Annotated in this window: 26 protein-coding genes; 17 read left to right on the forward strand and 9 right to left on the reverse strand. The window is 44.0% G+C overall.

Features of this window, described 5'->3' with window-relative positions:
- Positions 1-592: 592 nt before the first annotated feature.
- Entirely contained in the window at positions 593-1465 is an 873-nt protein-coding gene (locus tag B2Z67_RS15690) for an NAD kinase (RefSeq protein WP_291530783.1), read from the reverse strand.
- Between the two features lie 104 nt (positions 1466-1569).
- Between B2Z67_RS15690 and B2Z67_RS15695 the strand changes: the two genes are divergently transcribed.
- From B2Z67_RS15695 to folE, 14 genes are all read left to right on the forward strand, one after another.
- Positions 1570-2283 carry a pyridoxine 5'-phosphate synthase gene (locus B2Z67_RS15695; RefSeq protein ID WP_291530784.1) on the forward strand — a complete coding sequence of 238 codons (714 nt, stop codon included), beginning with the start codon at positions 1570-1572 and terminating at the stop codon, positions 2281-2283.
- Positions 2283-2999: a MotA/TolQ/ExbB proton channel family protein gene (locus B2Z67_RS15700; RefSeq protein ID WP_291530785.1), complete on the forward strand. Its 717-nt coding sequence runs from the start codon at positions 2283-2285 to the stop codon at positions 2997-2999. Before B2Z67_RS15695 ends, B2Z67_RS15700 begins: the two co-directional genes overlap by 1 nt.
- A 63-nt stretch (positions 3000-3062) precedes the next feature.
- Positions 3063-3443, forward strand: a complete 381-nt coding sequence (locus B2Z67_RS15705) for an ExbD/TolR family protein (RefSeq protein ID WP_291530806.1) — start codon at positions 3063-3065, stop codon at positions 3441-3443.
- 104 nt (positions 3444-3547) lie between these two features.
- Positions 3548-3865 (forward strand): type II toxin-antitoxin system RelE/ParE family toxin, encoded by a 318-nt coding sequence (locus B2Z67_RS15710; RefSeq protein WP_291530786.1) that lies wholly within the window; start codon positions 3548-3550, stop codon positions 3863-3865.
- Positions 3866-3869: 4 nt separating this feature from the next.
- A complete protein-coding gene (locus B2Z67_RS15715) occupies positions 3870-4196 on the forward strand; it encodes a HigA family addiction module antitoxin (RefSeq protein WP_291530787.1) in 327 nt (108 codons plus the stop codon).
- 86 nt (positions 4197-4282) lie between these two features.
- Complete coding sequence (locus B2Z67_RS15720; protein ID WP_291530788.1) at positions 4283-5095, forward strand: TonB family protein; 813 nt, start codon at positions 4283-4285, stop codon at positions 5093-5095.
- A gap of 13 nt (positions 5096-5108) precedes the next feature.
- Positions 5109-5657 (forward strand): DJ-1 family glyoxalase III, encoded by a 549-nt coding sequence (locus B2Z67_RS15725; RefSeq protein WP_291530789.1) that lies wholly within the window; start codon positions 5109-5111, stop codon positions 5655-5657.
- Between the two features lie 22 nt (positions 5658-5679).
- Entirely contained in the window at positions 5680-7776 is a 2097-nt protein-coding gene (gene recG / locus B2Z67_RS15730) for an ATP-dependent DNA helicase RecG (RefSeq protein WP_291530790.1), read from the forward strand.
- 267 nt (positions 7777-8043) lie between these two features.
- Positions 8044-8916 (forward strand): M23 family metallopeptidase, encoded by an 873-nt coding sequence (locus B2Z67_RS15735; RefSeq protein WP_291530791.1) that lies wholly within the window; start codon positions 8044-8046, stop codon positions 8914-8916.
- A gap of 129 nt (positions 8917-9045) precedes the next feature.
- Positions 9046-9588, forward strand: coding sequence for a DUF1599 domain-containing protein (locus tag B2Z67_RS15740; RefSeq protein WP_291530792.1), 543 nt, complete (start codon positions 9046-9048; stop codon positions 9586-9588).
- Entirely contained in the window at positions 9572-10900 is a 1329-nt protein-coding gene (locus B2Z67_RS15745; RefSeq protein WP_414630824.1) for a BT_3928 family protein, read from the forward strand. The genes B2Z67_RS15740 and B2Z67_RS15745 overlap by 17 nt, the downstream gene beginning before the upstream one ends.
- A 94-nt stretch (positions 10901-10994) precedes the next feature.
- Entirely contained in the window at positions 10995-11750 is a 756-nt protein-coding gene (gene tpiA / locus B2Z67_RS15750; RefSeq protein WP_291530794.1) for a triose-phosphate isomerase, read from the forward strand.
- Positions 11751-11886: 136 nt separating this feature from the next.
- Positions 11887-12327: an SPOR domain-containing protein gene (locus B2Z67_RS15755; RefSeq protein WP_291530795.1), complete on the forward strand. Its 441-nt coding sequence runs from the start codon at positions 11887-11889 to the stop codon at positions 12325-12327.
- Positions 12328-12341: 14 nt separating this feature from the next.
- On the forward strand, positions 12342-12938 hold the full coding sequence (gene folE, locus B2Z67_RS15760; RefSeq protein WP_291530796.1) for a GTP cyclohydrolase I FolE: 597 nt from the start codon (positions 12342-12344) through the stop codon (positions 12936-12938).
- Between the two features lie 155 nt (positions 12939-13093).
- Here folE and dnaG read toward each other — a convergent pair whose 3' ends face one another.
- Positions 13094-15175, reverse strand: a complete 2082-nt coding sequence (dnaG, locus tag B2Z67_RS15765) for a DNA primase (protein WP_291530797.1) — start codon at positions 15173-15175, stop codon at positions 13094-13096.
- A 248-nt stretch (positions 15176-15423) separates the two neighbouring features.
- On the opposite strand from dnaG, the gene B2Z67_RS15770 reads away from it, so the two are divergent.
- Positions 15424-15738 (forward strand): type II toxin-antitoxin system HigB family toxin, encoded by a 315-nt coding sequence (locus B2Z67_RS15770; RefSeq protein WP_291530798.1) that lies wholly within the window; start codon positions 15424-15426, stop codon positions 15736-15738.
- The gene (locus tag B2Z67_RS15775; RefSeq protein ID WP_291530799.1) at positions 15735-16097 is read left to right on the forward strand and encodes a helix-turn-helix domain-containing protein; all 363 of its coding nucleotides are present in this window, start codon (positions 15735-15737) and stop codon (positions 16095-16097) included. Before B2Z67_RS15770 ends, B2Z67_RS15775 begins: the two co-directional genes overlap by 4 nt.
- A 78-nt stretch (positions 16098-16175) precedes the next feature.
- Here the strand turns inward: B2Z67_RS15775 and B2Z67_RS15780 are convergent, their stop codons facing one another.
- From B2Z67_RS15780 to B2Z67_RS15800, 5 genes are all read right to left on the reverse strand, one after another.
- Positions 16176-16949, reverse strand: a complete 774-nt coding sequence (locus B2Z67_RS15780; RefSeq protein WP_291530800.1) for a prephenate dehydrogenase — start codon at positions 16947-16949, stop codon at positions 16176-16178.
- A gap of 149 nt (positions 16950-17098) precedes the next feature.
- Positions 17099-18166 carry a bifunctional 3-deoxy-7-phosphoheptulonate synthase/chorismate mutase type II gene (locus B2Z67_RS15785; RefSeq protein ID WP_291530801.1) on the reverse strand — a complete coding sequence of 356 codons (1068 nt, stop codon included), beginning with the start codon at positions 18164-18166 and terminating at the stop codon, positions 17099-17101.
- Between the two features lie 215 nt (positions 18167-18381).
- Positions 18382-19563 (reverse strand): pyridoxal phosphate-dependent aminotransferase, encoded by a 1182-nt coding sequence (locus B2Z67_RS15790; RefSeq protein WP_291530802.1) that lies wholly within the window; start codon positions 19561-19563, stop codon positions 18382-18384.
- On the reverse strand, positions 19538-20386 hold the full coding sequence (locus B2Z67_RS15795; protein WP_291530803.1) for a prephenate dehydratase: 849 nt from the start codon (positions 20384-20386) through the stop codon (positions 19538-19540). The genes B2Z67_RS15790 and B2Z67_RS15795 overlap by 26 nt, the downstream gene beginning before the upstream one ends.
- A 289-nt stretch (positions 20387-20675) precedes the next feature.
- On the reverse strand, positions 20676-21638 hold the full coding sequence (locus tag B2Z67_RS15800; RefSeq protein WP_291530807.1) for a tetratricopeptide repeat protein: 963 nt from the start codon (positions 21636-21638) through the stop codon (positions 20676-20678).
- 183 nt (positions 21639-21821) lie between these two features.
- Here B2Z67_RS15800 and B2Z67_RS15805 point away from each other — a divergent pair, with 183 nt between their 5' ends.
- A complete protein-coding gene (locus tag B2Z67_RS15805) occupies positions 21822-22619 on the forward strand; it encodes a M48 family metallopeptidase (RefSeq protein WP_291530804.1) in 798 nt (265 codons plus the stop codon).
- A gap of 173 nt (positions 22620-22792) precedes the next feature.
- Here the strand turns inward: B2Z67_RS15805 and B2Z67_RS15810 are convergent, their stop codons facing one another.
- Together B2Z67_RS15810 and recJ are read right to left on the reverse strand one after the other, a co-directional pair.
- Positions 22793-24700, reverse strand: a complete 1908-nt coding sequence (locus B2Z67_RS15810; protein WP_291530808.1) for a RecQ family ATP-dependent DNA helicase — start codon at positions 24698-24700, stop codon at positions 22793-22795.
- Between the two features lie 69 nt (positions 24701-24769).
- Positions 24770-26488: a single-stranded-DNA-specific exonuclease RecJ gene (gene recJ, locus B2Z67_RS15815; protein ID WP_291530805.1), complete on the reverse strand. Its 1719-nt coding sequence runs from the start codon at positions 26486-26488 to the stop codon at positions 24770-24772.
- Between the last annotated feature and the right edge of the window lie 298 nt (positions 26489-26786).

The following is a 26786-nucleotide window of genomic DNA, read 5'->3' on the forward strand; positions in this document are numbered from 1 at the left end:
ATAAGGGTACCTTTATACGGAGCGGGTACGGAGTTGGTAATGCTTTGACACGGCCCTGGTACGGAGATAACTCCATTAACTCCTGATTCGCATTAATAACTGAGTCTACTTCAAAAAGTCTTTTTGTTAGAAATTAACGTCCTATTGACACTTCTGAAAGGGGGTGAAAGCACTAAAATGTACTTTTTGAAGTGAACTCATAACTAAATTTGAAGAAAGCGCAAAGCTAACAAGAACAAAGAAAAAGGAAAAGACCGTACTATGCCGAATGCTTACATTGAATCACAGATGTTTAAACACCTGTGACTTAATACGATAGATAGATTAGGAAACAAATATTCGTCCGGTCAACAGAAGTCCGGGGCAATGCGAGGTGTGAAAGCGGTGAACCCTTGAAAAGGGCGCTTTTTACAGAGTGCTTTCACCCGTTATATGCCATGAATAAGGAGGATACATGGGGTATGTGAAGGTTGTGAACCTCGAAAATAATCCCATTAGTATGAGGTGGAAGAGTTCGGCGAAACTCCAGCCGTGTTTGCTGCGAAGTACAGGAAGAAGGAGTAGCGTATCAGCCGGATTTTAAACAGGCTTTTTATTCTCTTACATCTGCCCCCCACATCAATTTGTTGCGGAGCGTGTCGAAGAAGACGTGATTGAAGCGTTTGATTACTTTAATGCTATAATCGGCACGTGAAATTTTCAGCCGGGTGGTTTCTTTGCATGATTCGCTGCGTCCGTCGATAGCGACCAGGAAATTATGACTGCGGCTTTCTACATCAAGTGTAATTTCCCAATCATCGCAAATAACGATGGGACGCACATTGAGACTGTGCGGCGCTACAGGAGTAATGGCTATGGTTTTGCTATGCGGCACAATGACGGGGCCACCCACGCTGAGAGAGTAGGCCGTGGAACCGGTAGGAGTGGATATGACCAAACCGTCAGCCTGATAGGTGGTGAGATGGGCGCCGTTAATGGCGGTATGGATGCTGATCATGGAAGAACTGTCGCGCTTCAGGATTGCAATTTCATTGAGTGCATAAGGGGATTTCATTAAGTTCCCGTCGTCGCAGTTCAATTGCAGGACGCTGCGTTCTTCCACCTTATAATGATTATTATAAATTTCATCGAAAGTCTCTTCCATTTCTTCCGGAGAGATGTCTGCCAGGAAGCCCAGACGCCCCGTATTGATACCCAAAATGGGAATATTCTTTTTGCCTACCCGGCTCGCCGCTCTCAGAAATGTACCGTCACCGCCGATGCAGATAACCATGTCGGCGGTAAAATCGTCTCCGTCAAATAATTCGGCGGAAGAGATACTTAGATGCAAATCAGAAACCAGGAAATTATAGAATTCCCTGCAAATGCAAAGCTGGGCGTTGTGTTGTTCCAGTAAATGGAATAAGGTTTCAGCATGCTTTGATTTTTTAGCTTGATAAGTATTTCCAAATATGGCAAATTTCATTGTCCGTACTTTCTTAATGAAATGCAAATATGGCATTTTTTTCTCAGAACGATACCAATGTATCGCTATTATTTGTACTTTTGTCCCAAAGTATAACTACAATTATGACTAAATTAAGCGTAAATATAAATAAGATTGCAACACTGCGTAATGCTCGCGGAGGTGATGTACCCAATGTTGTGAAAGTGGCGCTGGATTGTGAAAGCTTTGGGGCGGATGGTATTACGGTACATCCTCGCCCGGATGAAAGGCACATTCGCCGGAGTGATGTGTACGGACTTCGTCCGTTGCTCCGTACGGAATTTAACATAGAGGGGTATCCTGCTCCTGAATTTATAGACCTGGTATTGAAAGTAAAGCCTCACCAGGTTACGTTAGTGCCCGATAGTCCTGAACAACTGACTTCCAATTCCGGCTGGGATACCAAAAAGAACCTGGAATTTCTGACTGAGGTGCTGGAGGCATTTAAGAATGCGGGTGTCCGTACCTCTGTGTTTGTTTCTGCCGATGCGGAAATGATAGAGTATGCCGCCAAAGCGGGAACCGACCGTGTGGAACTTTATACCGAACCGTATGCGACAGCTTATCCGCAGAATAAAGAAGCGGCCGTAGCTCCTTTTGTAGAGGCTGCCAAGGTGGCGCGCTGTTTGGGGCTGGGATTGAACGCCGGGCATGATTTGAGTTTGGTGAATTTGAATTATTTATATCAAAACATTCCGTGGATGGATGAAGTCTCCATAGGGCATTCATTGGTAGCCGATGCTTTGTATCTGGGATTGGAACGGACTATCCGGGAATATAAAAACTGTCTTCGTTGATGAATATGATGTTGTTACTGGCCCAAGTGGCTCCGGCGCTGACCGATTCTATTGCAGGTGCCAATCCGGTATTGACCCAGGTAGTTGCTCCCGAGGAAATGAACTTGTGGAGTATGACTATCAAGGGCGGCTGGATTATGATTGTTCTTGGACTGTTGTCCATTCTTTGTTTCTACATTCTGTTTGAACGTATCTATGTCATCCGGAAGGCGGGAAAAGAAGACCCGATGTTTATGGATAGGATAAAAGACTATATCCTGGATGGAGAGATAAAGGCTGCGGTTGCTTATTGCCGCAGTGCGAATACTCCGTCGGCGCGGATGATTGAGAAGGGTATCAGTCGGTTAGGGCGTCCGGTAAACGATGTGCAGGTTGCGATTGAAAATGTAGGAAACATTGAAGTGGCTAAACTGGAGAAAGGGCTTACGATTATGGCGACTATTTCCGGCGGAGCGCCGATGATTGGTTTCCTTGGTACGGTAACCGGTATGGTGCGGGCTTTTTTTGAAATGGCTAACGCCGGCAACAATATTGATATTACTCTGCTTTCGGGAGGTATTTACGAAGCTATGATTACTACGGTCGGCGGTCTGGTTGTAGGTATTATTGCCATGTTTGCCTATAATTATCTGGTGACACTGGTAGACGGTGTGGTTAACAAGATGGAGGCTAAGACAATGGCGTTTATGGACCTCTTGAATGAACCTGCAAAATAATATTAACCATTAAATATTCAAAGCGTGCTAAAGCGTAGAGCTAAAATATCGCCCAATTTCAGTATGGCATCCATGACGGACGTCATCTTCCTGTTGCTGATCTTTTTTATGATTACTTCTACGGTCGTGTCGCCCAATGCTATCAAGGTGTTGCTTCCGCAGGGAAAACAGCAAACGTCCGCCAAACCGTTGACAAGGGTTATTATTGATAAGGAACTGAATTTTTACGCAGCTTTCGGGAATGATAAGGAACAGGCGATTTCTCCGGAAGAGTTGACTCCTTTCCTGCAGTCGTGCGCTGCGAAAGAGCCGGAGATGTATGTGGCGCTTTATGCCGACGAAGCCGTGCCTTACCGGGAGATTGTGAAAGTGCTGAATATTGCTAATGAGAATAAATTCAAGATGGTGCTGGCTACGCGTCTGCCGGAGGGAAAAGGGAAGTGATGCCTATGGATATAAGCGTGAAGATAACTATTCTTTTTGAATAAATCACTTTTTAGTGAATATCTAAGGGTGAAAGTGTTATATTTGCAACATAACTATGTAGTATGCGAGTTGAATTTGAAAAGCAGTATTTGTTAGATCTCTATAAAAGAGGTAAGATATCTGATAAAAAGCACCGATTTCAACCAGAAGTAATAAAAGGTTATGTACGAGCTATTTATCGATTGCAAGAGGCGAATGCTTTAGAGGACTTGTACAAATACAACTCTCTTAACTATGAAGTATTGCGTGGTGATAAAGAAGGTATTCATTCTATTCGGGTAAATTTGCAATACAGGATAGAATTTACTGTTACTGTTATCTGTGGTGAAGAAGCCATAACCATTTGTAACATTATTGAATTGTCGAATCATTATAAGTAGTATTATGACATCAGTACATACAGGAAAGGTTGAACCATTTTACCCGATACATCCGGGTGAAATACTAAAAGAAGAAATAGACTTTCGTGGCATTTCTCAAAAGAAACTTGCCGGACAGATGGGGGTTGCTTACTCTTATCTCAATGAGGTGCTGAATTGCAAACGTCCGGTGAATACCGATTTCGCATTGCGTATTGAGGCTGCATTGGGTTTAGAACCGACAGCACTACTCAATATGCAGACGCGATATAATATGCAGATGGCTAAAAAGGATACAAAACTGACTAAATGTCTTGCTGAAATCCGTAAAGCAGTGGCAGTTGCTTTTTAGTGTGAAATCATGGTATTTCTCAATTAGCATTTAATGTGATAAGAAAATAATTATGCTCAATTACAGAAATCATAAAATGAAATAGAGTGAATCCGAAGAAGAAAGGCAAATATATAGGAATACTGGGCGCTCTGCTGGTGCATGTGGGGCTTATACTCCTTTTGATACTGGTTGGTTTTACTTTACCTGAACGACCGGAAGAGGATGGTGTGCCGGTGATGCTGGGGGAAGTGCCTGATGCCTTAGGAAGCGCCGACCCTTCTTTGGTAAAAGTAGATGTGTTGCCGGAAACTGTTACTCCTGAGGTGGAGGATGCGGTGGATCAGGAGATGATTACCCAGGAAGATGAAGAAACCGTGGCAATCAAACCGAAAGCGGAAACCAAAAAAGAAGAGGTGAAAAAGCCGGAAAAGACCGAAGCCGAGAAAGCGGAAGAAGCCCGGAAACTGGCGGAAGCCAAAGCCGAACAGGAGCGCAGGGAAATGGAAGAAGCTGCGAGCAAGCGGGTAGCAGGTGCATTCGGGAGAGGAGCGCAGATGGGAAACAAAGGTGAGACCGAAGGACAAGGTATTCAGGGAAGCCAGACCGGGGATGTGCCCGCCGCAACATCGGGCGGAATCGGTGGATATGGAACTTTTGATCTTGGAGGGCGTTCTTTAGGAGAAGGTGGGTTACCAAGACCGGTATATAATGTGCCGGACGAAGGAAAGGTGGTTGTTACCATTACCGTGAATCCTGCGGGGCATGTGATTGCTACCGGTATTAACCGGCAAACCAATACTGTAAACTCTACGTTACGGAAAGCTGCTGAGGATGCCGCTAAGAAGGCGCGTTTTAATGCCGTAAGCGGCTTGAATAATCAAACAGGGACAATAACATATAACTTTAAATTAAAATAAAAGGAGAATAATTATGGGAACGGTTTATGTCTTTTTTGCAGACGGATTTGAAGAAATAGAAGCATTCACCTCTGTGGATGTGATGAGGCGTGCAGGCTTGAATGTGGAAATGGTATCTGTAACTCCTGATGAAATAGTGACGGGAGCGCATGACGTACCGGTACTTTGTGATAAGAATATTGCAAACTGCGACTTCTATGACGCAGACTTAATACTTTTGCCCGGAGGTATGCCGGGAGCCGCTACTTTGGAGAAGTGTCCGGAACTTCGTAAACTTGTGTTGGCGTTTGCGGAAAAGAATAAGCCCATTGCTGCAATTTGTGCCGCTCCTATGATATTGGGTAAACTTGGTTTGCTGAAAGGACGCAAGGCCACTTGTTATCCGGACTTTGAACAATATCTGGAAGGTGCGGAATGTACCGGAGCGCCGGTAGAAAGGGATGGCAATATCGTAACCGGTAAAGGTCCGGGTGCGGCTATGGGATTTGCTTTGACCGTAGTAGACATGATGCTTGGCGAAGAAAAAGTGCAGGAATTGAAAGAGGCAATGTGCGTGCTTTGATTGATCGCTGCTTTGTTGGTTCATGTTTGATCTCACCTCTCGTGATATAAAATATTTGTCGGGTGTGGGGCCGCAACGCGCCTCCGTGCTTAATAAGGAACTGGGAATTTATTCTCTGCATGATTTATTGTATTATTTCCCGTATAAATACGTGGATCGCAGCCGTATCTATTATATCCATGAGATTGACGGTACGATGCCTTACATTCAACTTAAAGGTGAAATTCTTGGTTTTGAAACAGTAGGGGAAGGACGTCAGAGGCGACTGATTGCTCATTTCTCGGATGGCACAGGAGTAATTGATTTAGTCTGGTTTCAAGGTATTAAATTTCTGGTTGGAAAATACAAGGCGCATAAAGAATATATTGTATTTGGTAAGCCCAGCGTATTTAATGGGCGGATAAACATAGCCCATCCGGATATTGATGATGTGTCGGAACTGAAACTTTCGGCAATGGGGCTGCAACCTTATTATAACACGACGGAGAAGATGAAACGGAGTTTTCTCAATTCCCATGCTATTGAGAAGATGATGGAAATTGTGATACAGCAACTTCGTGAACCGTTACCGGAGACACTTTCTCCCGGTATTTTAGCAGAACACTTCCTGATGCCGTTGACGGAGGCTTTGATGAATATTCATTTTCCGGCAACTCCGGAACAGCTTCGCAAAGCACAGTACCGGTTGAAGTTCGAGGAACTTTTCTACATACAGTTGAATATTCTACGTTATGCCAAAGACCGGCAACGGAAATACCGGGGATATGTGTTTGAAACGGTAGGAGAGGTTTTCAATACTTTCTATACCCGGAATCTGCCTTTTGAATTAACGGGCGCACAGAAACGCGTATTGAAGGAGATTCGCCGGGATATGGGCGGCGGCAGGCAGATGAATCGTTTATTGCAGGGAGACGTAGGCAGCGGGAAAACATTGGTGGCGTTGATGAGTATGCTGATAGCTTTGGATAATGGTTATCAGGCTTGTATGATGGCTCCCACGGAAATATTGGCCAATCAGCATTACGAAACAATCCGTGAGTTATTATATGGAATGGACGTGCGGGTGGAGTTGCTGACGGGTTCCGTGAAAGGGAAAAAGAGAGAAGCTATTCTCGCCGGTTTATTAACGAAAGATGTCCGCATTCTTATCGGTACTCATGCGGTAATAGAAGATACAGTGAATTTTTCTTCTCTGGGACTCGTAGTAATAGATGAACAGCACCGTTTCGGCGTAGCGCAACGCGCACGCTTGTGGACGAAAAATGCCCAGCCTCCTCATGTGTTGGTCATGACCGCCACTCCTATTCCGCGCACTTTGGCGATGACTCTGTATGGCGATCTGGATGTCTCCGTCATTGATGAACTGCCTCCGGGACGTAAGCCTATCGTTACCATCCATAAGTATGATGCTCACCGGGTAAGCCTGTACCAGTTTATCCATAAACAGATTGCGGAAGGCAGGCAGGTTTATATCGTCTATCCGTTGATTAAGGAGAGTGAGAAAATTGACCTTAAGAACCTGGAAGAAGGTTATCTGCATATTTGTGAAGAGTTTCCCGAATGTAAGGTCTGTAAAGTGCACGGCAAAATGAAAACTGCCGAGAAAGATGCGCAGATGCGACTTTTTGTTTCGGGAGAAGCGCAGATAATGGTAGCGACTACGGTTATTGAGGTAGGAGTGAATGTTCCGAATGCTTCCGTGATGGTGATAGAGAATGCCGAACGGTTCGGCTTATCGCAGCTTCACCAATTGCGTGGTCGTGTAGGTCGTGGAGCGGAACAATCTTACTGTATTTTAGTAACCGGATATAAATTGCTTGAAGAAACCCGGAAACGGTTGGAAATTATGGTGCGTACCAACGATGGGTTTGAAATTGCGGAAGCAGACTTGAAATTGCGTGGCCCCGGTGATCTGGAAGGTACCCAGCAAAGCGGTGTTGCTTTCGACCTGAAGATTGCCGATATTGCACGTGATGGACAGTTGCTGCAATATGTGCGAGACGTGGCAGTAACAATTGTGGATGCTGACCCTACGGGCGTACGGCCGGAAAATGAAATCTTGTGGCGACAGTTGAAGGCATTGCGCAAAACGAACGTTAACTGGGCTTCCATTAGTTGAATACTGGTTAAATATGCAGTTTATTTGTATTTTATGTTGTTAAACATGTTTTCTCCTATCTATCATATTTACAGGTAGTTATGAGCTTTTTGAATCTTCATTTTCTTATCTTTCATTAAAAAATGGTTAAGAACTGACTCTACGTTTCGGAGGAAAATGCTACCTTTGAGAGAATTTTTTTAATAATCTGGTATTCGAAAACAAACAAAAGGTTTGTTGAGCACGGAGATGCTTGCAACCGGATATCAAAACAAATGACGAAACAGAATGAATGTAAATTGCATAAAAACGATTTTAATAGCTGCGATGGCAATGGTCAGTCTGAGTTCTTTCTCTCAAGACCTGATTGCCCGTCAGGCGCCTATCGACAAAAAACTTAAAAGTGTTGATTCGCTGGTTTTGCAAAGGCAGATACGTGCGGAACAATCCGCTTATCCCGGTCTTAGCTTATACCCGGATTGGAATAATGACCACAAGCTGTCTTATGGTGATGTTATAGTACCGGAAAGTTATAACATAGATTTGACCTCTTTCTGTATGCCCACTACGAATACGAGGATTACCGATATATTCGGCTATCGTCCCCGAAGACGCAGAATACATAACGGATTGGATATTAAAGTATTTGTAGGAGATACGATTCGTGCAGCTTTTGACGGTAAGGTACGTGTAGTCAGGGATGAGGGACGGCGTCGCGGATATGGCAAGTATATCGTTGTTCGTCATGATAATGGACTGGAAACAGTCTATGCACACTTGTCTAAACAGATTGTAGAGGTTAATGAGTTGGTAAAAGCCGGAGAACCTATTGGTTTGGGTGGCAATACCGGACGTTCTACCGGTTCGCATCTGCACTTTGAAACCCGCTTCCTCGGAGTTCCGCTTAATCCGGCTTTAATGTTCGACTTTGCAAAGCAAGATATTGTTGCCGACCATTATGCATTCACTAAGACCAAGACTTCTAAAGGTACATCACGTAGTATGGCTTCCGGAGAAGGCTTGTTCTATAAAGTGAAGAAAGGGGATACACTGTCCAGGATTGCTTCCCGTCAGGGGGTATCTGTTAACCGGCTTTGCCAGTTGAATCGTATTACCCGGAAAACTATTTTACGTCCGGGGCAAGTGTTACGTTGCTCGTAGGATTGTTGATAACATGATAAAGGAAGGAGGCACTTTAATATAATTTAGAGTGCCTCCTTTCCTTTTTTCTTTAATTATTCATACCTTTGCAACAAAATGTAAAGATAGGTATCAGCATAATCAAAGGAAATGAAAGATACTATGCAACAATTTGAACATGTCATTACAGTTTGTCGTGATTTGTTCTCCAAGAAACTTCATGATTACGGTTCGGCATGGCGTATTCTCCGTCCGGCTTCCGTAACAGATCAGATATTCATTAAAGCCAATCGCATCAGAAGTATTGAAACCAAAGGAGTGACGTTGGTGGATGAAGGGATACGTTCCGAATTCATCGCGATAGTCAACTATGGCATTATCGGATTGATACAGTTGGAATTGGGATATGCCGAATCGGCGGATATCACGAATGAGCAAGCACTGGCATTGTATGATAAATATGCCAGGACTTCTTTGGAGTTGATGCTCGCTAAGAACCATGACTATGATGAGGCATGGCGTAGTATGCGTATCAGTTCCTATACGGATTTGATACTGATGAAAATTTACCGTACCAAGCAGATTGAGAGTTTGGCAGGACAGACCTTGGTTTCGGAAGGAATAGATGCTAACTACATGGATATGATTAATTATTCCGTATTCGGTTTGATCAAGATTGAATTTGAGGACTAAGCAGGAACATATTATCTGGAAAAGCTGGGTGAACATTTGCCGTTTCTTATTGGCGGTACTGTTTACCTTCTCCGGTTTTGTGAAAGCGGTCGATCCGTTAGGGTTCTTTTATAAAATCCAGGATTACCTGACTGCTTTCGGGATAGTTTCGTGGTTTCCGTCTTACCTGTTGATGTTGTTTGCCATTGCACTGCCGGCAGTGGAATTTTCGGTAGGTATCCTCCTGTTTTTCGGTGTACGTCGTAAGTCTTCCACTACAATGGCATTGTTGCTGATGGTTGTGATGACGCCTTTGACGTTATATCTGGCTTTGACTAATCCGGTTTCTGATTGCGGGTGCTTCGGTGATGCCTGGATATTGACCAATTGGGAAACATTCGGTAAGAATGTAGTATTGCTGATTGCAGCGATATCGGTTTTTAAAGAACAAGAACTGATTACCCGCTTTATTACACCCAAAATGGAATGGATGGTTTCTATGTACACTTTCTTGTTTGTATTTGTGCTTTCGTTTTATTGCCTGAATAATTTGCCCGTTCTTGACTTCCGCCCTTATGAAATAGGGAAGAATATCAAAGCGGGGATGGAGATACCGGAAGGGGCGCAACCAAGTGAGTTTGAAAGTCATTTCATTCTGGAGAAAGACGGAAAGAAGCAAGAATTCACATTGGAGAATTATCCGGACAGTACGTGGACGTTTGTTGAAGCGCGTACAGTGTTGAAGAAAAAAGGCTATGAACCTCCTATACATGATTTCTCGATTGTAAGTATGGAAACAGGGGAGGACTTGACAGACGGCATTTTATCTGATAAAGGATATACATTTCTGTTGGTTGTCCATCGTATAGAAGAAACTGATGACAGTAATATAGACCTTATCAACGAAATATACGATTATAGTGTAGAACATGGATATGGTTTTTATGCTTTGACTTCCTCGCCGGAGGAACAGATAGAATTGTGGCGTGACAGAACCGGAGCGGAATATCCTTTCTGCCAGATGGATGACATTACTTTAAAGACCATAATCCGTTCTAATCCGGGGCTGATGCTGATAAAGGAAGGTACCATTCTGAATAAGTGGAGCGATAATCGCTTGCCGGATGAATATGTGTTGACAGATAGTCTGGACAAGTTGTCGCTTGGTCAACAAAAACAAGTAAATGATTTACGTACAATCGGATATATGCTTTTATGGTTTATCGTTCCTTTGCTGATAATTATCGGGGTTGATATCCTGGTGGTTAGGCGCAGAGAGAAGAGAGGAAAGGCGCTGAATGATAATGCGATAAATAATAAAGTTCCCGAATGAATAAGCGGTAAATGATAAGGTATAAGTGATAAGGCACTGAATGATTTGCCGTAACAGTAGATATATTAACCCTTTTAATAAATAAGAAAACAAAATGAGAAAAAACATTGTTGCAGGAAACTGGAAAATGAACAAAACCCTTCAGGAGGGTATTGAACTTGCAAAGGAACTGAATGAAGTATTGGCTAACGAAAAGCCTAATTGTGATGTTGTTATCTGTACTCCGTTTATTCATCTGGCGTCAGTTACTCCGTTGGTGGATTCCGCCAAGATTGGTGTAGGCGCCGAAAACTGTGCAGATAAAGAATCCGGTGCTTATACCGGTGAAGTTTCGGCTGCTATGGTTGCTTCGACAGGTGCTAAATATGTGATTCTGGGTCACTCTGAACGTCGTGCTTATTATGGTGAGACAGTAGAAATTCTGGAAGAGAAGGTTAAATTGGCTTTGGCTAACGGTTTGACTCCTATATTCTGTATCGGTGAAGTTTTGGAAGAGCGCGAAGCTGAAAAGCAAAATGAAGTGGTTGCCGCCCAGTTGGCTTCTGTTTTCTCTCTGTCTGCCGAAGATTACTCTAAGATTGTGTTGGCTTACGAGCCGGTTTGGGCTATCGGTACAGGCAAGACTGCTACTCCGGATCAGGCACAGGAAATCCATGCATTCATCCGTTCGCTTGTTGCTGAAAAGTATGGTAAGGAAATTGCCGACAACTGTTCTATTCTTTATGGCGGTAGCGCTAAGCCGTCTAATGCAAAGGAATTGTTTGCTAATCCTGACGTTGATGGTGGTTTGATTGGTGGCGCTGCACTGAAGGTTGCTGATTTCAAGGGTATCATTGACGCTTTTAATTAATTAAGTTGAAAGTTGAGAATTGAAAGTTGAAAATTAGGGATAGCCGTATAGTCGCATGTTTTGTTGCGGATTATGAAAGCATAGCTAATTTTCAACTCTTAATTCTCAACTCTCAATTTTCAACTCTCAATTTATTATGAAAAGGTTTGGTTTACTTTTAATTGCATGTTTTGCATTTGCTGTTTTTGTTTCGGCTCAGGGCATTGTGCAGAGTTTAGAGCGTAATGCACCGGGGCAAGGAAGGGTGAGTATTCATCAGGATGCCCGTATAGCGGCATTGATAGGCTCGGATATTTCTTCCGGAACGGTGATTAAGAGTTCCGGTTACCGTGTACAAGTATATGTCGGGAATAATACCAGTAGCGCCAAGAATGAAGCTCGTGCGGTAGGTTCGCGCATTAAGGAATATTTTCCGGAGCTTCCGGTTTATACCTCTTTCAATTCTCCACGCTGGTTGTGCCGTGTAGGAGATTTCCGTAGTATTGAAGAAGCTGATGCTACGATGCGCCAGTTGCGTAATACGGGAGTATTTAAAGAAGTCTCTATTGTGAAAGAGCAGATAAATATTCCTTTATAAAATTACTTAAAAGCATGTTAGGAAAAGAAGAAATCGTATCTCCTGCGTTGGACGAGCTGAAAGATCATTATCATCGTATTATCACTTTACTGGGTGAAGACGCCGAGCGAGAAGGATTATTGAAGACACCGGAACGGATAGCGAAAGCTATGTTAAGTCTTACCAAGGGTTACCACATGGATCCTCATGAAGTGCTTCGTTCCGCCAAGTTCAAAGAAGAATATAGTCAGATGGTGATTGTGAAAGACATTGATTTCTTTTCCCTTTGTGAGCATCACATGCTTCCGTTCTACGGGAAAGCACATGTGGCCTATATTCCTAACGGCTATATTACAGGCTTGAGTAAGATTGCCCGCGTGGTGGATATTTTCTCCCATCGTTTGCAGGTGCAGGAACGTATGACACTCCAGATTAAAGAGTGCATACAGGAAACACTGAACCCTTTGGGCGTGATGGTGGTTGTGGAGGCGAAGCACATGTGCATGCAGATGCGTGGAGTCGAAAAGCAAAATTCCGTTACGACTACTTCCGATTTTACAGGAGCCTTCAATCAGGCGAAGACACGTGAGGAGTTTATGAACCTCATTCGCCAGAATTCATCACTTCCATAAAGTTGAAAAATCGATTTTCTCTGCCATCTGCAACGGGTATTATCCTGATACCGTCTCCACATAATCGTCTGTCACTTACCGAGTTACTTTATATGTTCACCCGGAATATCCGGTGCATGAGTTAAGTCTCTCCTTTCTAACGTAGAAGTTGTTTTTTACCCGTTCAGCACAACCCGGTCTCCCAACTTTTTTGCCATAAGACGTTGGGATTCCCGCAGTTCGGCGTAGCGTTTCATGATAGAATTACAGCGTTCTTCGTCATTGACCACGGCAGGGTCTTGCAGGGCATGCATGATGTGTTTTATTTCTTCATTGACGATAGCGAACTTGAAACTATTCACCAATGAAAGCACTAACTCAAAAAGACGCTCTTCGTCGGTCACTAACTTTTGGGCTTTGGAGTGATACTTGCTCAGTTGGTATCGGTCGGCGATTAATTCAGCGCTTAGTCTGCTGATAACAGGGTCGGGATGCGCCAGGAAATACTTTTCGGCAATGAATCCCTCATTGTGTATATGCTCTATCGCTTCCGTTAGTATCTGCCTGTGCAGCGGGCTGTGGAAAGACAGTTCATCCCTTCTCAAGTCGCTGATTATGAGTTCTATTACCGTAACGGGAATCTCATTTCCTGCCTCATCGAGAATCTTACATATTATTTTCTCTCCGTAGCGTACTATAATTTGCAGGATAAGGTGCTCGTATTCGTAGAATTCCTGCCCTTCTTTTCCTCCCTGCGGGATATAAGAAACGTATTCGGTGACTTCCGGTGGAAATGGTGTACCGCCATCGGGCATTTGCATTTCCCCATCCGCAGGATAGGGAGGCATATCTTCAGGATAAGGTGGTTGCACGCCATCGGGAAGCGGCGCCTGTGCGGCATTGTTTTTTCTTATTTCCCTGTTCCTTTGTTCAGCCTGCTTCTCTGCCTGCGTTTCGCGCCGTCTGGCAACTTCCGAAACCAACAACTTGTCTTCTACGTGCAACAACTGACTGCACTCCTTAATATATACATCGCGGAAAATGGCTTCGGGAATAACCGATATACTTTGCACAAGGTTATTGATTAATTCAGCACGCTTTACAGGGTCTTTTCCCGCATCTTCCAACAAGAGGTTCGTCTTGAAACGTATGAAGTCCGTTTCATTATCCTGTATAAACTTTTGGAAGTCGGTAGTGTTATGCTTTCGCGCAAAGGAGTCCGGGTCTTCTCCGTCCGGAAGGAGACAGACTTTGATATTCATTCCTTCCTCCAATAGCATATCTATACCCCGGAGCGAAGCTTTGATGCCGGCTACGTCACCGTCGTAGAGCACGGTGATATGGTTGGTGAAACGATGGATGAGCTTGATTTGTCCCGGTGTCAGAGCCGTACCAGAGGATGCAACTACGTTTTCTACTCCCGCCTGATGCATGGAAATAACGTCTGTGTAACCTTCTACCAGGAAGCAACGGTCTTGCTTCACAATGGCCTGCTTGGCAAAGTAGATACCGTAAAGTTCATTGCTCTTATGGTAGATCTCGGACTCCGGTGAGTTGACATACTTTACCTTGACACCTTTCGTAGCATTGCTGAGTACACGTCCGCCGAAAGCAACTACTTTACCGGAAAGCGTATGTACCGGAAAGATAACCCGTCCCCAGAAGCGGTCGCGCAGGCGATGATCGTCCGTTTCGTAACAAAGCCCTGTCTTTATCAGATAGTCTTTCTTGAACCCTTTCCTGATGGCTTCCTGCGACATAGCGTCATGGCTTTCGGTACAATAGCCCAGTTGGAACTTCTCGATGATGTCGTCCCGGAACCCACGCTGGCGGAAATAAGCCATGCCGATACTACGCCCATCTGCATGGTTTTTAAGAATGTTCTGGAAATAGTCGCGTGCGAAATTGTTCACAATAAACAAGCTCTCACGCTCGCTTTGCATCAGCTTCTCTTCACTGGACAGTTCACGCTCCTTGATTTCAATGCCGTATTTCTTTGCCAGATATTTCAGAGCTTCAGGGTAGCTCATTTGCTCGTGTTCCATGATGAAATGTACCGCATTGCCCCCCTTGCCACAGGCGAAACACTTGCATAAGCCCTTGGCGGGCGATACATAGAAAGAGGGAGTTTTATCATCATGAAACGGACACAAGCCTACGTAATTTACACCACGTCTGCGCAGAGTAACGAAGTCTGATACGATATCCACAATCTGTGTGGCATCCAGAATTCTGTCTATGGTGGGTTGGTCTATCATTGGATAGTTGGTTTACGGGTGCAAAGATACAAAATGTGCATTACAGAACACAAGAAGAGACGAAGTTTTCCCGTTATTTCATTGATGCCGGATATTATATTATTACGATTTGTTTTGATGTTATACAGATAAGGTAAATGAGGAAATTTTAGCTCCACGTTTTTAAACGAATTCTATTTTATAGGATATTTGTTTTGTATAATTCCATATTCCAAAAGAACACCCTATATTTGCATCAAATAAGAGATATGAGAATTGTATCACATAAGAAGCTAAAAGAGTTCTACGAAACAAAAGGTTATGAAGATTCGCGCATAGCCTTAGAGCGTTGGTATGATATAGCCGAAAAAGCAGAATGGAAAAATTTATCTGATATAAAAGTCGATTTTCCTTCTGTTGATTACGTAGGTAATCAACACTATGTTTTCAATATAAGAGGCAACAAATACCGATTGGTTGTGGTTGTTAAATTTACGGTGGGATACATCTTCATTCGCTGGGTGGGTACTCATAAAGATTACGATAAAATAGATTGTTCAACCATTTGGAGATACAGGATATGAATAAAGTAACGAAAGAACAATATGAATTTGCGTTGGAAAAAGTGGAAGAGCTTCTTCCATTGGTTGATGACAATACCCCTGCAAATGATAAGCGTGCAGTGGAACTTACCGTTATGTCAGATATAGTCATTGCGTACGAAAAGGAACATTATCCTGTTGAAAAGCTAACAGTTGCTGAATTGATAGAACTATCCCTTGAAGAAAAAGGAATGAGTCAGAAACAACTTGCCGGTGAAATTGGAATAAGTCCTTCACGAGTGAATGATTATATTGCCGGTCGTTCTGAACCTACCTTAAAAATTGCCCGGTTGCTTTGCCGAGTATTGAATATACCACCTGCTGCCATGTTGGGTTTTTAAGGAAATCGTTTTTTAATGTAAGACAAAGAGAAGTCCGTTCCAGTGATTATTGGAACGGACTTTGTTATTCAGGGAACCTTATTTAATCTTTTCCCTGATTTTCGTCAGATACTGCTTCATCCCTTCCGCATCTTTCGTACTGATAATCTCAAGCAGATTCTTCAATTCCAGGCGGATATTCTCTACCTGCGAAGGTGTGCGAGGGTTAAACAGGATTTCCTGCAACAGATAATCATCTTCATTCAGCAGTCCTTTGGCTATTGCCATGTGTTTCTTGAATGTAGTACCCGGCGCTTCCTGATGTTTCATTACCGCTGCAAAGACGAATGTGGAAACAAAAGGAATGGACAATGAATAGGCTACGGTTTCGTCGTGTTCCTCGAATGTGTATTCAAAGATGTTCAGACGCAGGGTTTGGTAAAGGTCTTTGAAGAAGACTTTTCCTAAATGGTCTCCTTCACTGATGATAATGGCATTCTCGCTGCTCAGATTGCTGAGGCTGGCAAACGTAGGACCAAACATCGGGTGAGTCGATACATAGCGGAATCCACTCTCTTCATAGAATTTCTTTAACCCTGTTTTTACGGAGGCAATATCGCTGATGATACAGTCTTTAGGCAGTACAGGCAATACTTTACGAAAAGCATCCAACGTATATTTCACCGTAGCGGCATTAATCACCAACTCCGGTTCAAACTCCTTAATTTCTTCCAACGTAGTGTAACGGTACGTGTTATAGACAAAACGCAGTTGGTGCGGGTTAACATCAAACACAGCCGTCTCATGCTGAAAACTTAATATATCTGTAAGAAAAGAGCCCATTTTCCCGGCCCCAAGTATTAAAATTCGCATATTTTTTAAAGTAGTTAGTAGTAAGTAGTAAGTAGTAAGTAGTAAGTAGTAAGTAGTAAGTAGTTAGTANNAGTAGTTAGTAGTAAGTAGTAAGTAGTAAGTAGTAAGTAGTAAGTAGTAAGTAGTTAGTAGTTACTACTTACTACTATCTACTTATTAATTATCTCCATTTGTTGTCTCACACTCTCCTCATGTATCAATTCAAATACCTTTTTGATAAATTCGGAATCCATGCCACAGAGAGCGCCTTGTGAACCGCGCTTTTCCAGAATTTCGTTGTAACGTCCTGTTTGCAGGATGGTCATATCGTGTTCTTTCTTGAACGTACCGATTTCGCGTGCGATACGCATACGCTTGGAAAGCTCCTGGATAAGATTGTTGTCACATTCGTCAATCTGCTTACGCAGTTGGCTGAGATTCTCCGTGGTTTGCGTTTCCTTACGGATAACGAGCAGGTTCAGGATATAATCCAGTACGTCAGGAGTTACTTGTTGTGACGCATCGCTCCATGCCTGATCGGGATTACAGTGGCTTTCGACAATCAAGCCGTTGAAACCGAGATCCATTGCTTGCTGGCAGAGAGGTGCAATGAGTTCGCGCTTACCGCCGATGTGGCTGGGATCACATAAAATAGGCAGGTTCGGCATGCGGCGACGCAGTTCGATGGGGATATGCCACTGTGGCAGGTTGCGGTACAGTTTCTTGTCGTAACTGCTGAAACCGCGGTGAATGGCGGCGATGCGTTTCAGTCCGGCATTATAAATACGCTCCATGGCGCCAATCCAGAGTTCCAAGTCAGGGTTTACCGGGTTCTTTACGAGAACCGGAATGTCCACACCCGCCAGCGCATCAGCAATTTCTTGCATGGCAAACGGGTTGGCAGTGGTGCGTGCACCAATCCAAAGGATATCAATGCCTGCTTTCAGACATTCGTACACATGCTTTGATGTTGCCACTTCGGTAGAGACATACATGCCGGTTTCCTTCTTCACTTCTTTCAACCATGCCAAACCTTCTACGCCTACACCTTCAAAACCACCCGGCTTAGTTCGTGGTTTCCATATTCCGGCACGGAATATTTTCATTCCTTTTTCAGCCAGTTGCTTGGCGGTGCACATTACTTGTTCTTTGGTCTCGGCGCTGCAAGGGCCTGCAATTACTAAAGGACGTTTGTCCTCAATGCCCGGCAATAAAATCGACTCTAATTTAAGTTCCATATTCTAATTCTTTATTAATTATTTTTCTTGTTGTATAAATCTTTCCTGGTTGCTTTTGACCTCCTCGTAACTCCCATGAACAGGGGGCTTTCAGCGTGTTAATAAATAAAGGCGGCGTTTTTTAAAAACGTTGCCCATATTCTTTAAAAACGTTAGCCGGATTTATTAACACGCTGTCCGGCGTTTATTATGAGGCGTTCTTCTTGTAAATATATTTATTCCATCTCTTTGATACGCTTCAATGCCTCTTGCAGCTTGTGGTCCTTGCAACAAAGCGAAATACGGATGTAGCGTTTACCGTTGCTTCCGAAGATGAATCCCGGCGTAATAAATACGCGGGCATTGTGAAGTACGCGTTCCGTCAGTTCTTCCACATCGGCGCATGTATCGGGTATTTTACCCCAGAGGAACATACCTACTTGCTTCTCATTATACGTGCATCCTAATGCTTTCATGATTTCTCCTGCCAGATGGCGGCGGTTACTGTAATTCCGGTTATTAGCATTGTACCATTCCTGTCCGGCTTCCAGGGCTGTTGCCGCTGCCAGTTGCATGGCGCGGAACATGCCGCTGTCGATGTTGCTTTTCACTTTCAATATCCACTGCACAAAGTCGGCGTTGCTTGCCAGCATACCGATACGCCAGCCCGGCATGTTGTGGCTCTTGCTCATGGAGTTGAATTCGATGCAGCATTCTTTGGCTCCCGGTACGCTAAGAATACTGAGAGGCGTATCATTCAGTATAAAGCTGTACGGATTGTCGTTTACAATGATGATGTCCTTGCGGCGTGCAAAATCCACCAACCTGGCATAAAGCTCCGGCGTGGCATTTGTTCCGGTCGGCATATTCGGATAGTTTGTCCACATCAGCTTAACGCGAGTCATATCCATCTTTTCCAGTTCTTCGAAATCGGGCATCCAGCCGTTTTCTTCCTGAAGGTTATAGTTTATGACTTCTGCTCCGAGAATCTTGCTCAGTGAAGTATATGTGGGATAACCCGGATTGGGAACTAATACCTGTTCGCCCGGATTGACGAATGCCAACGTGACGTGCAGGATACCTTCCTTAGAACCGATAAGCGGCTGTATCTCCGTGTTGGGATTCAACTCTGCGCCGTACCATTTCTTATACCATGCGGCAAAGCTGCGGCGAAGTTCGGGTATGCCTACGTATGGCATGTAACCATGCCCATCCGGGTTCCGGGCTTCTTTACAAAGAGTCTCTATGGCTTCTGTCGAAGGGGGCATGTCGGGACTGCCGATACCCAGGCTGATAACGTCTTTTCCTTCTGCGTTCATCTGCGCTACTTCTTTCAGTTTTTGAGAGAAGTAGTATTCGCCTACGCTTGCCAACCGGTCGGCAGGCTTTATTTTAGATATTTGCTTTTCCATTTGCATATTCGCCTAATATTTTAAGTTCTTTGGTTAGCGGTGTGATTGCCGCGATGGATTGTTTATACCTCAGTACATTGTCGAAAACTACGTCCACATAAAACTGATATTCCCATTCCCGCCCGATGATGGGTAGCGATTGTATTTTCGTCAGGTTGATGCGATAGAATGAAAGGATGGAGAGTACCTGCGATAGGCTGCCTTCGGTATGGGGCAACATGAATACCATGCTTGCTTTGTTTATCTCCTCGCCGGAATGGTGCCGTATGTCGTCTGCCCGCCATGAATCTGCCACTACCAGAAAACGGGTGAAGTTGTGCTTATTGGTTTCAATGCCCTCTTGCAGTATTTTCATGCCGTAACGTTCGGCGGCAACTTTGGAGCAAATGGCGGCGTGCCCTTTCAGGTTATCCCGCTTGATGATTTCGGCGCTGAGGGCTGTGTCTTCGCCTTCCACAACTTTGATTTTGGGATGCCGGGAGAGGAACTCGCGACATTGCATGAGTGCGATGGGGTGGGAGTTGACTTCCGTGATATCGTTCCAGTCTTCTTCGGGCAGGCAGACAAAACTGTGTGAAATGCGCAGTTTGTATTCGCCGATGATTTGCGCTCCGCTTTGCCGCAGCAATTCATTGTTCTGCAACAGACTGCCCGCAATGGTATTTTCTATTGCCAGCATACCTATGGTCATGCTATCCTTTTTCACGGCGGTAAATACATCTTCGAAAGTGGCGCAACAGATTAACTCTATTTCTTCTCCTTCGAAGTAGTTGTGTGCGGCGATGTCGTGATACGACCCTAATGTTCCTTGAATGGCTATTCTCTTCATATTGCTTATTAAAAAAAATCCCGCTTCCATATACATGGAGCGGGATTCATATATTACTTTAGTTCTCTTATCGTTCTTAAGCATCACTGTCACTTGACACATACAAACTCCCGCTCTACTCTGTTGCTAAAGTAAAAGTAAAAGAAGAAGTAATATGCATAAGTAAACAAATTCATGGCTTTTGTTCTCTTTTTGTTGTTATTTCGAGGCAAAAGTAATACTTTTCTTTTATTTGCAAGCAAAACGGGACGTTTTTTTTAATATTAGATACTAATTTCTATGATTACGACTACAGTCCTAACACATCGGTTTGTCTTCCACCCGGCTGGTTGCCGTATTGTCCGCTGAAACCTTGTATCTCTTTAGGATTCAATTCCAATCCTTTCTTCATATCTTCCACGGAACCGTCCTTGTCACCATTCAACAGTTTGGCACGACCACGTTCGTGGTAAGCCTGCGCAAAGTTGGAATTCAGTTCGATAGCTTCATCGAAGAGTTCGATAGCTTCAACGTACTTTTCTTGCGTGATGTATAGTTGTCCCAAGTACAGGAATGCCTGTTCGTTGAAAGGGTTCAGCTCCGTTACATTACGATAATCAGCTTCTGCCGGTTCTGTCTGTCCGGTTGCTTCCCTAACTTTTCCACGGAGCAGTAATGCGGCTTCTTCATCAGGGTTTTGAGCAAGGATGGCGTCTATGTCTTCCTGGGCTTCATTGTATTGTTGCATCTTTAGTAACGCCTCGGCACGCAACAGGCGGGCTTCGATAAAATCGTCTTTCAGGGCGATGGATTTTGTAAGGTGGGCAATGCTCATGATACCGTCATCCAATCCTTGAGTGGCTCTTCCCAGCAGATAGTGCGCCATAGCATTCCCTTCCTCAATATTGATGGCTTTCTGTGCGGCATCCGCCATAGCTTGATAATCTTCGAGCATATAGCATACATTGGCAAGGGTGAGTAAAGTGGAAGTATGCATAGGTTCCTGTTTAGCCATGCGTTCCAGTAATTCTTTCGCTTCACTGAGGGCGTGGGTTTGGATATAAACCTGGCTTAGATACCCCATTGTTTCAAAGTCTTCCTGGATGGTCAGGGCTTCCGTGAAACACTTGACGGCATAGTCAAAACGTCCCATACGTTGTGCACGCATGCCGTCGTATTTGAATACTTCAAAATTCTTTTGATTATTTTTCTGTTTATCTGTTTCCGGACTTTCTTGTTTGCCGGAAAAAAAAGATTTAAAGAATCCCATAATTATGTATGTCTTTGGTCTATTGTTCCTATTTTTCTGCAAACTTACTGAAAAATCTTATTTCATACTAAGAACTCTATTAAAAAAGAGAAATTTTTCTCTTCATATACCGATAGTGTCATTTAATATTTGTTACTTTGCATTGCATTTATCAAATTTTAAAGTAACAAAAACTAAAAAACAAGAATGAAAAAGAGTTTTATGAAGTGGGCCATCCTTCTGGTATGTATGGCTGTGACAATGCCTGCAATGGCTCAATTTAATACAAAGGCGCTGAAAGGTGCGGTAAAAGCTGTTAAAGCAGTAACTTTAACAGATGCCCAGATGACAGAGTACGTGAAAGAATACATCGACTGGATGGATACTCACAATCAGGTGTGTGCCGATGATAATGAGTACACTATTCGTCTGAAAAAGCTGACAGATGGCCTGACGAGTGTAGAAGGAATTCCTTTGAATTTTAAGGTCTACTATGTAATAGATGTCAATGCCTTTGCTTGTGCTGACGGTAGTGTGCGTATTTTCTCTTCTCTTATGGACATCATGAGCGATGAAGAATTGCTGGGCGTTATCGGTCATGAAGTTGGCCATGTGGCGCATAAGGATTCCAAAGATGGTTTCCGCACAGCGTTGCTGACTTCTGCCCTGAAAGATGGTATTTCTTCACAAGGAGGTAAGGCTGCAAAACTGTCGGACTCTCAGTTGGGTGATTTGGGCGAAGCTTTGGTGAATTCTACTTATTCACAGAAACAGGAGCGCAGCGCTGACGACTACGGTTACGAATTCCTGAAAAGTCACGGCAAGAACCCTTGGGCAATGGCTTTGTCTTTCCAGAAGTTGAAGAAAATGCAGGAAGAAGCCGGCGTGCAGAAGGATAGTAAACTGAGCCAGTTGTTCTCTACCCACCCGGATTTGGATGCCCGCATCAAGCGTATGGAAGAACGTGCAACCAAGGAAGGTATTGAGAAACCGGCAGCGGAATAAAACAGATTTCCGTATCCTAACCTGTATTATTCGTACTAAGCATTGAAATTCATCTCACGGGACAAAGAAATTCATCTCGTGAGACGAAAAAATCCATCCCACGAGACAGATTTTCTTGTCTCGTGGGATGGATTTTTTCGTCTCACGAACTTTAGTCAACAGAATTATCTTCGTTATGATATAACTTTTTTTAGCTGAAGTATTCCATCTACAGAGACAATTTGTTTTTCATCCAATAGTTGGTGCAACGCTTCGAGTAGAAACTCTTTATCTATCGTTATTTGTTCGGCAAGACCTGCCGGAGTGACTGTTTGTTTTGCGAGAACCTGAAGTATCTCATTACGTAGTTCATCCATTGGTATTTTCCGTGGCGCTTCTTTCGTACGGCGACCGAGACAGACATCACATACTTCGCAATTATGCTCATTCTTCTCGCCGAAATAACGTAACAGCATACGGCTGCGGCAGGCAGTATCGGTGGTTACATAATCTACCATTGCCTTGATGCGGGTTTCATATCGCTCTTTGCGCTTTTCATATACGCTGCGGGGGATTTGCAGGTGCTGTATGTCTACACGTTCGCGCGTATATATTATATAAGGTGTCTTTTTATGGGGAATGTAATCAATGATACGCATTTTGGACAGGTGCATCAGCATGTCGTATACCTGTTGCCGGGTCAGTCCGTTACGCACGGCAAGAGAATCCTCATTGATAAAGGTATAATCCGTGAATACGCCGGTGTAGGAACGCAGTATGATCTGGAGGAGTTTGTCTACGTCTTCTCCTAAATTCCGTAATTTGTATAGTTCGTCGCGGCGTGCGATGAAGTGAAGGCGGGAGGCATTGTCCTGCTCATCGGTATATTCCAGATACCCTGCCTGTGTCAGAATCTTCAATGCGCTGTCTGCCGGTACGGGAAAGTACTTGAACTTCCTGCAGAAATCTTCCAGGCTAAACTCCCTGACGCATCCCAAGCCATCACCCATAGCCATCTGATAGTAATATTGCAAATCTTCATACAGATGTTTGATGTAATCTTTCTCCGGAAAAGTATCCGGAATGCGTTTGTTGAGGGTAACTTTATCTGATTTGGCATACAGGATGACGGCATACGCCTTGTTTCCGTCACGTCCGGCACGTCCCGCTTCCTGGAAATAGGCTTCGATGGAGTCGGGCAGATCGAGGTGAATAACAATACGCACGTCCGATTTGTCAATCCCCATCCCGAAAGCATTTGTGGCAACCATTACCCGGCTTTCGCCTGCCTGCCAGCGGTGTTGGCGTATATCTTTGGTGGCATCGTCCAGGCCGGCATGGTAAAAGTCGGCGGTGATGCCTTCGTGATTCAGGAGTTCGGTGGTTTCTTTCGTCCGGCTGCGGTTGCGTACATAAACGATGGCGCTGCCGGGCATGCTGCGAAGGATGTGCAGCAGTTCTCCGGTCTTGTTCTCTACTTTGCGAACTATATAGGCGAGGTTTTTACGCTCGAAACTCATGCGGAAAACATTCTCCTTTTTGAAAAGCAGGCGTTCCTGGATGTCTTTCACCACTGCCGGCGTGGCGGTTGCAGTAAGCGCCAGGACAGGGACGCCCGGCAGCAAGTTGCGTATCTCTGCTATCTTCAGGTAGGCAGGGCGGAAATCGTATCCCCATTGCGATATACAGTGGCTTTCGTCCACTGTAATCATGCAGATATTCATTTTCCGCAGTTTGATGCGGAAGATTTCTGTTCCAAGCCGTTCGGGAGAGATATACAGGAATTTGTAATTGCCGAAAATGCAGTTTTCTAACGTAACGAGTATCTCCTGCCTGGACATGCCGGAATATATGGCAAGTGCTTTTATTCCCCGTTTCCTAAGGTTTTGTACCTGATCTTTCATCAAAGCAATCAGAGGGGTGATGACTAAGCAAAGCCCCTCTTTGGCAAGTGCGGGAACCTGGAACGTGATAGATTTACCACCGCCTGTGGGCATTAGTCCCAATGTGTCTCTGCCTTCACCAATGCTGTTGATGATATCTTCCTGTATGCCGCGGAAGTTATCATATCCCCAGTATTGCTTTAAGATTTCCTTGTACATAGAAATGAAGAATGAAGAATGAAGAATCAGCACGCGGCATAACCGTGCTGCCAATTCTTCATTCTTCATTTAATAACTTGGTTGAATATCTTCTATTTGCAATTGTACTTCTCCCCGTTTGTGAGTATTCTCCTCGATGGTATAACAGATGTCGAAAGAATGTTTCGTCTTGATGAAACGTACATGCGAACTTTGACCGAAAGCGATGCCGTTCATTACATTGTTTGATTTGTTATCCACCAATTCCAGTTTGATGTGCTCCTGATCGCGTCCTACTACCTTACTGGTTCCATAATCATAAACATTGTGGGTACAAAATACCGGTTTCAGGTTATCCGGGCCATAAGGATTGAATTTCTTCAAGTCATTGAAGAATCTCGGAGTAATATCCTTGAAGTCTATTTCCGCGTCAATATCTATAACGGCGCTTGTCTGTTCCGGTAAGATGTTCTGTGAGACAAACTCCTCGAACCGTTCGGTGAAAGCAGGTACATTTTCCACTTTCATGGAGAGGCCGGCGGCATACGTATGTCCACCGAAGTTCTCCAATAAATCGCGGCAATACTCAATGGCTTTGTACACATCAAAGCCGGAAACGGAACGGGCAGAGCCTGTAGCCATATTGTCCGTACGCGTCAGTACCACTGCCGGGCGGTAATATACCTCCGTGAGGCGTGAGGCAACGATACCGATAACTCCCTTGTGCCAGTCCTCATTGTATATTACGATAGAACGGCGGTCGACTAATCCGTCCAGTCCGGCAACAATCCGGTTGGCTTCTTCAGTCATATTCTTGTCAAGGTCTTTGCGCGTCTCGTTGTATTGGTTAATCTGGCCGGCTTTCTCCAAAGCTGTCGAGAAGTCTTTTTCGGTCAACAAGTCAACGGCTTCTTTTCCGTTCTGGATACGTCCCGAAGCATTGATACGTGGCCCTATCTTGAATACAATATCGCTTACGGTGATTTCTTTTTCCGTCAGTCCGCACACATCAATGATTGCTTTCATGCCTACGCTGGGATTACTGTTCAGTTGCTTCAATCCATGAAAAGCAAGTATCCGGTTTTCTCCCATGATGGGTACAATGTCCGAAGCAATACTTACTGCCACCAGGTCGAGCAATGGAATGAGGTGATGAAACTCAATGCCGTTACTGATAGCAAATGCCTGCATGAACTTAAAACCCACACCGCAACCTGAAAGATGTTCGTAAGGATATGTATTATCCTCACGTTTGGCGTTCAGAATGGCGGTAGCCGGTGGAAGCACATCATCGGGCACATGGTGGTCGCAGATGATGAAATCAATACCTTTTTCTTTGGCATACGCTATTTCCTCTACGGCCTTAATGCCGCAATCCAGTACAATAACCAATCCTACACCTGTCTCGGCGGCATAGTTTACTCCTTTTGTAGATACCCCGTAACCTTCATTGTAACGGTCGGGAATGTAATAGTCAATGTTCGAATAGAACTGTTGAATGAACTTGTAGACTAAAGCCACTGCGGTAGTTCCGTCTACATCATAATCTCCGTAAATCAGAATACGTTTCTTCTTTCCCATTGCCTTATTAAGGCATTCAACGGCCACATCCATATCTTTCATCAGGAATGGGTCGTGCAAATCGGGCAATTGCGGGCGGAAAAACTTCTTGGCATCCTGCGCCTTTGTAATTCCCCGCTTCACCAATAATTCGCCAAGAATCGGACTAACCCCTAATTCTTGGGCCAGTTTCTGGCTTATCTCTGCCTGTTCGGATGTAATGGGTTGATAATTCCATTTGTGAGTCATTATTATATATTGTTTTTTCTTTTCCTGTCTCAGGGGTTGGGATGAATTCTGTCTCTTGATAAAAAGGCATATTTCCCAACAAGGTGTAAAGGTATGAAAAACTCTTGAAACGATGATGAATTCTATGAGAAAAACTTTTGGGATTAACAACGAATATCAGAATTTACCTATATTTATGGTTGTCTTTCCTCTGAAGAAAAAGGAAAATCAAAGCAGTTTCTTACCCTGTATGAATAATGCAGGGTAGCCTCTATTATTCATACTTCAGAAGTTAAGGGATTGTCATTTTGTCACTTTG

This window comes from Bacteroides sp. UBA939 (assembly GCF_002293435.1).
Taxonomy (GTDB): domain Bacteria; phylum Bacteroidota; class Bacteroidia; order Bacteroidales; family Bacteroidaceae; genus Bacteroides.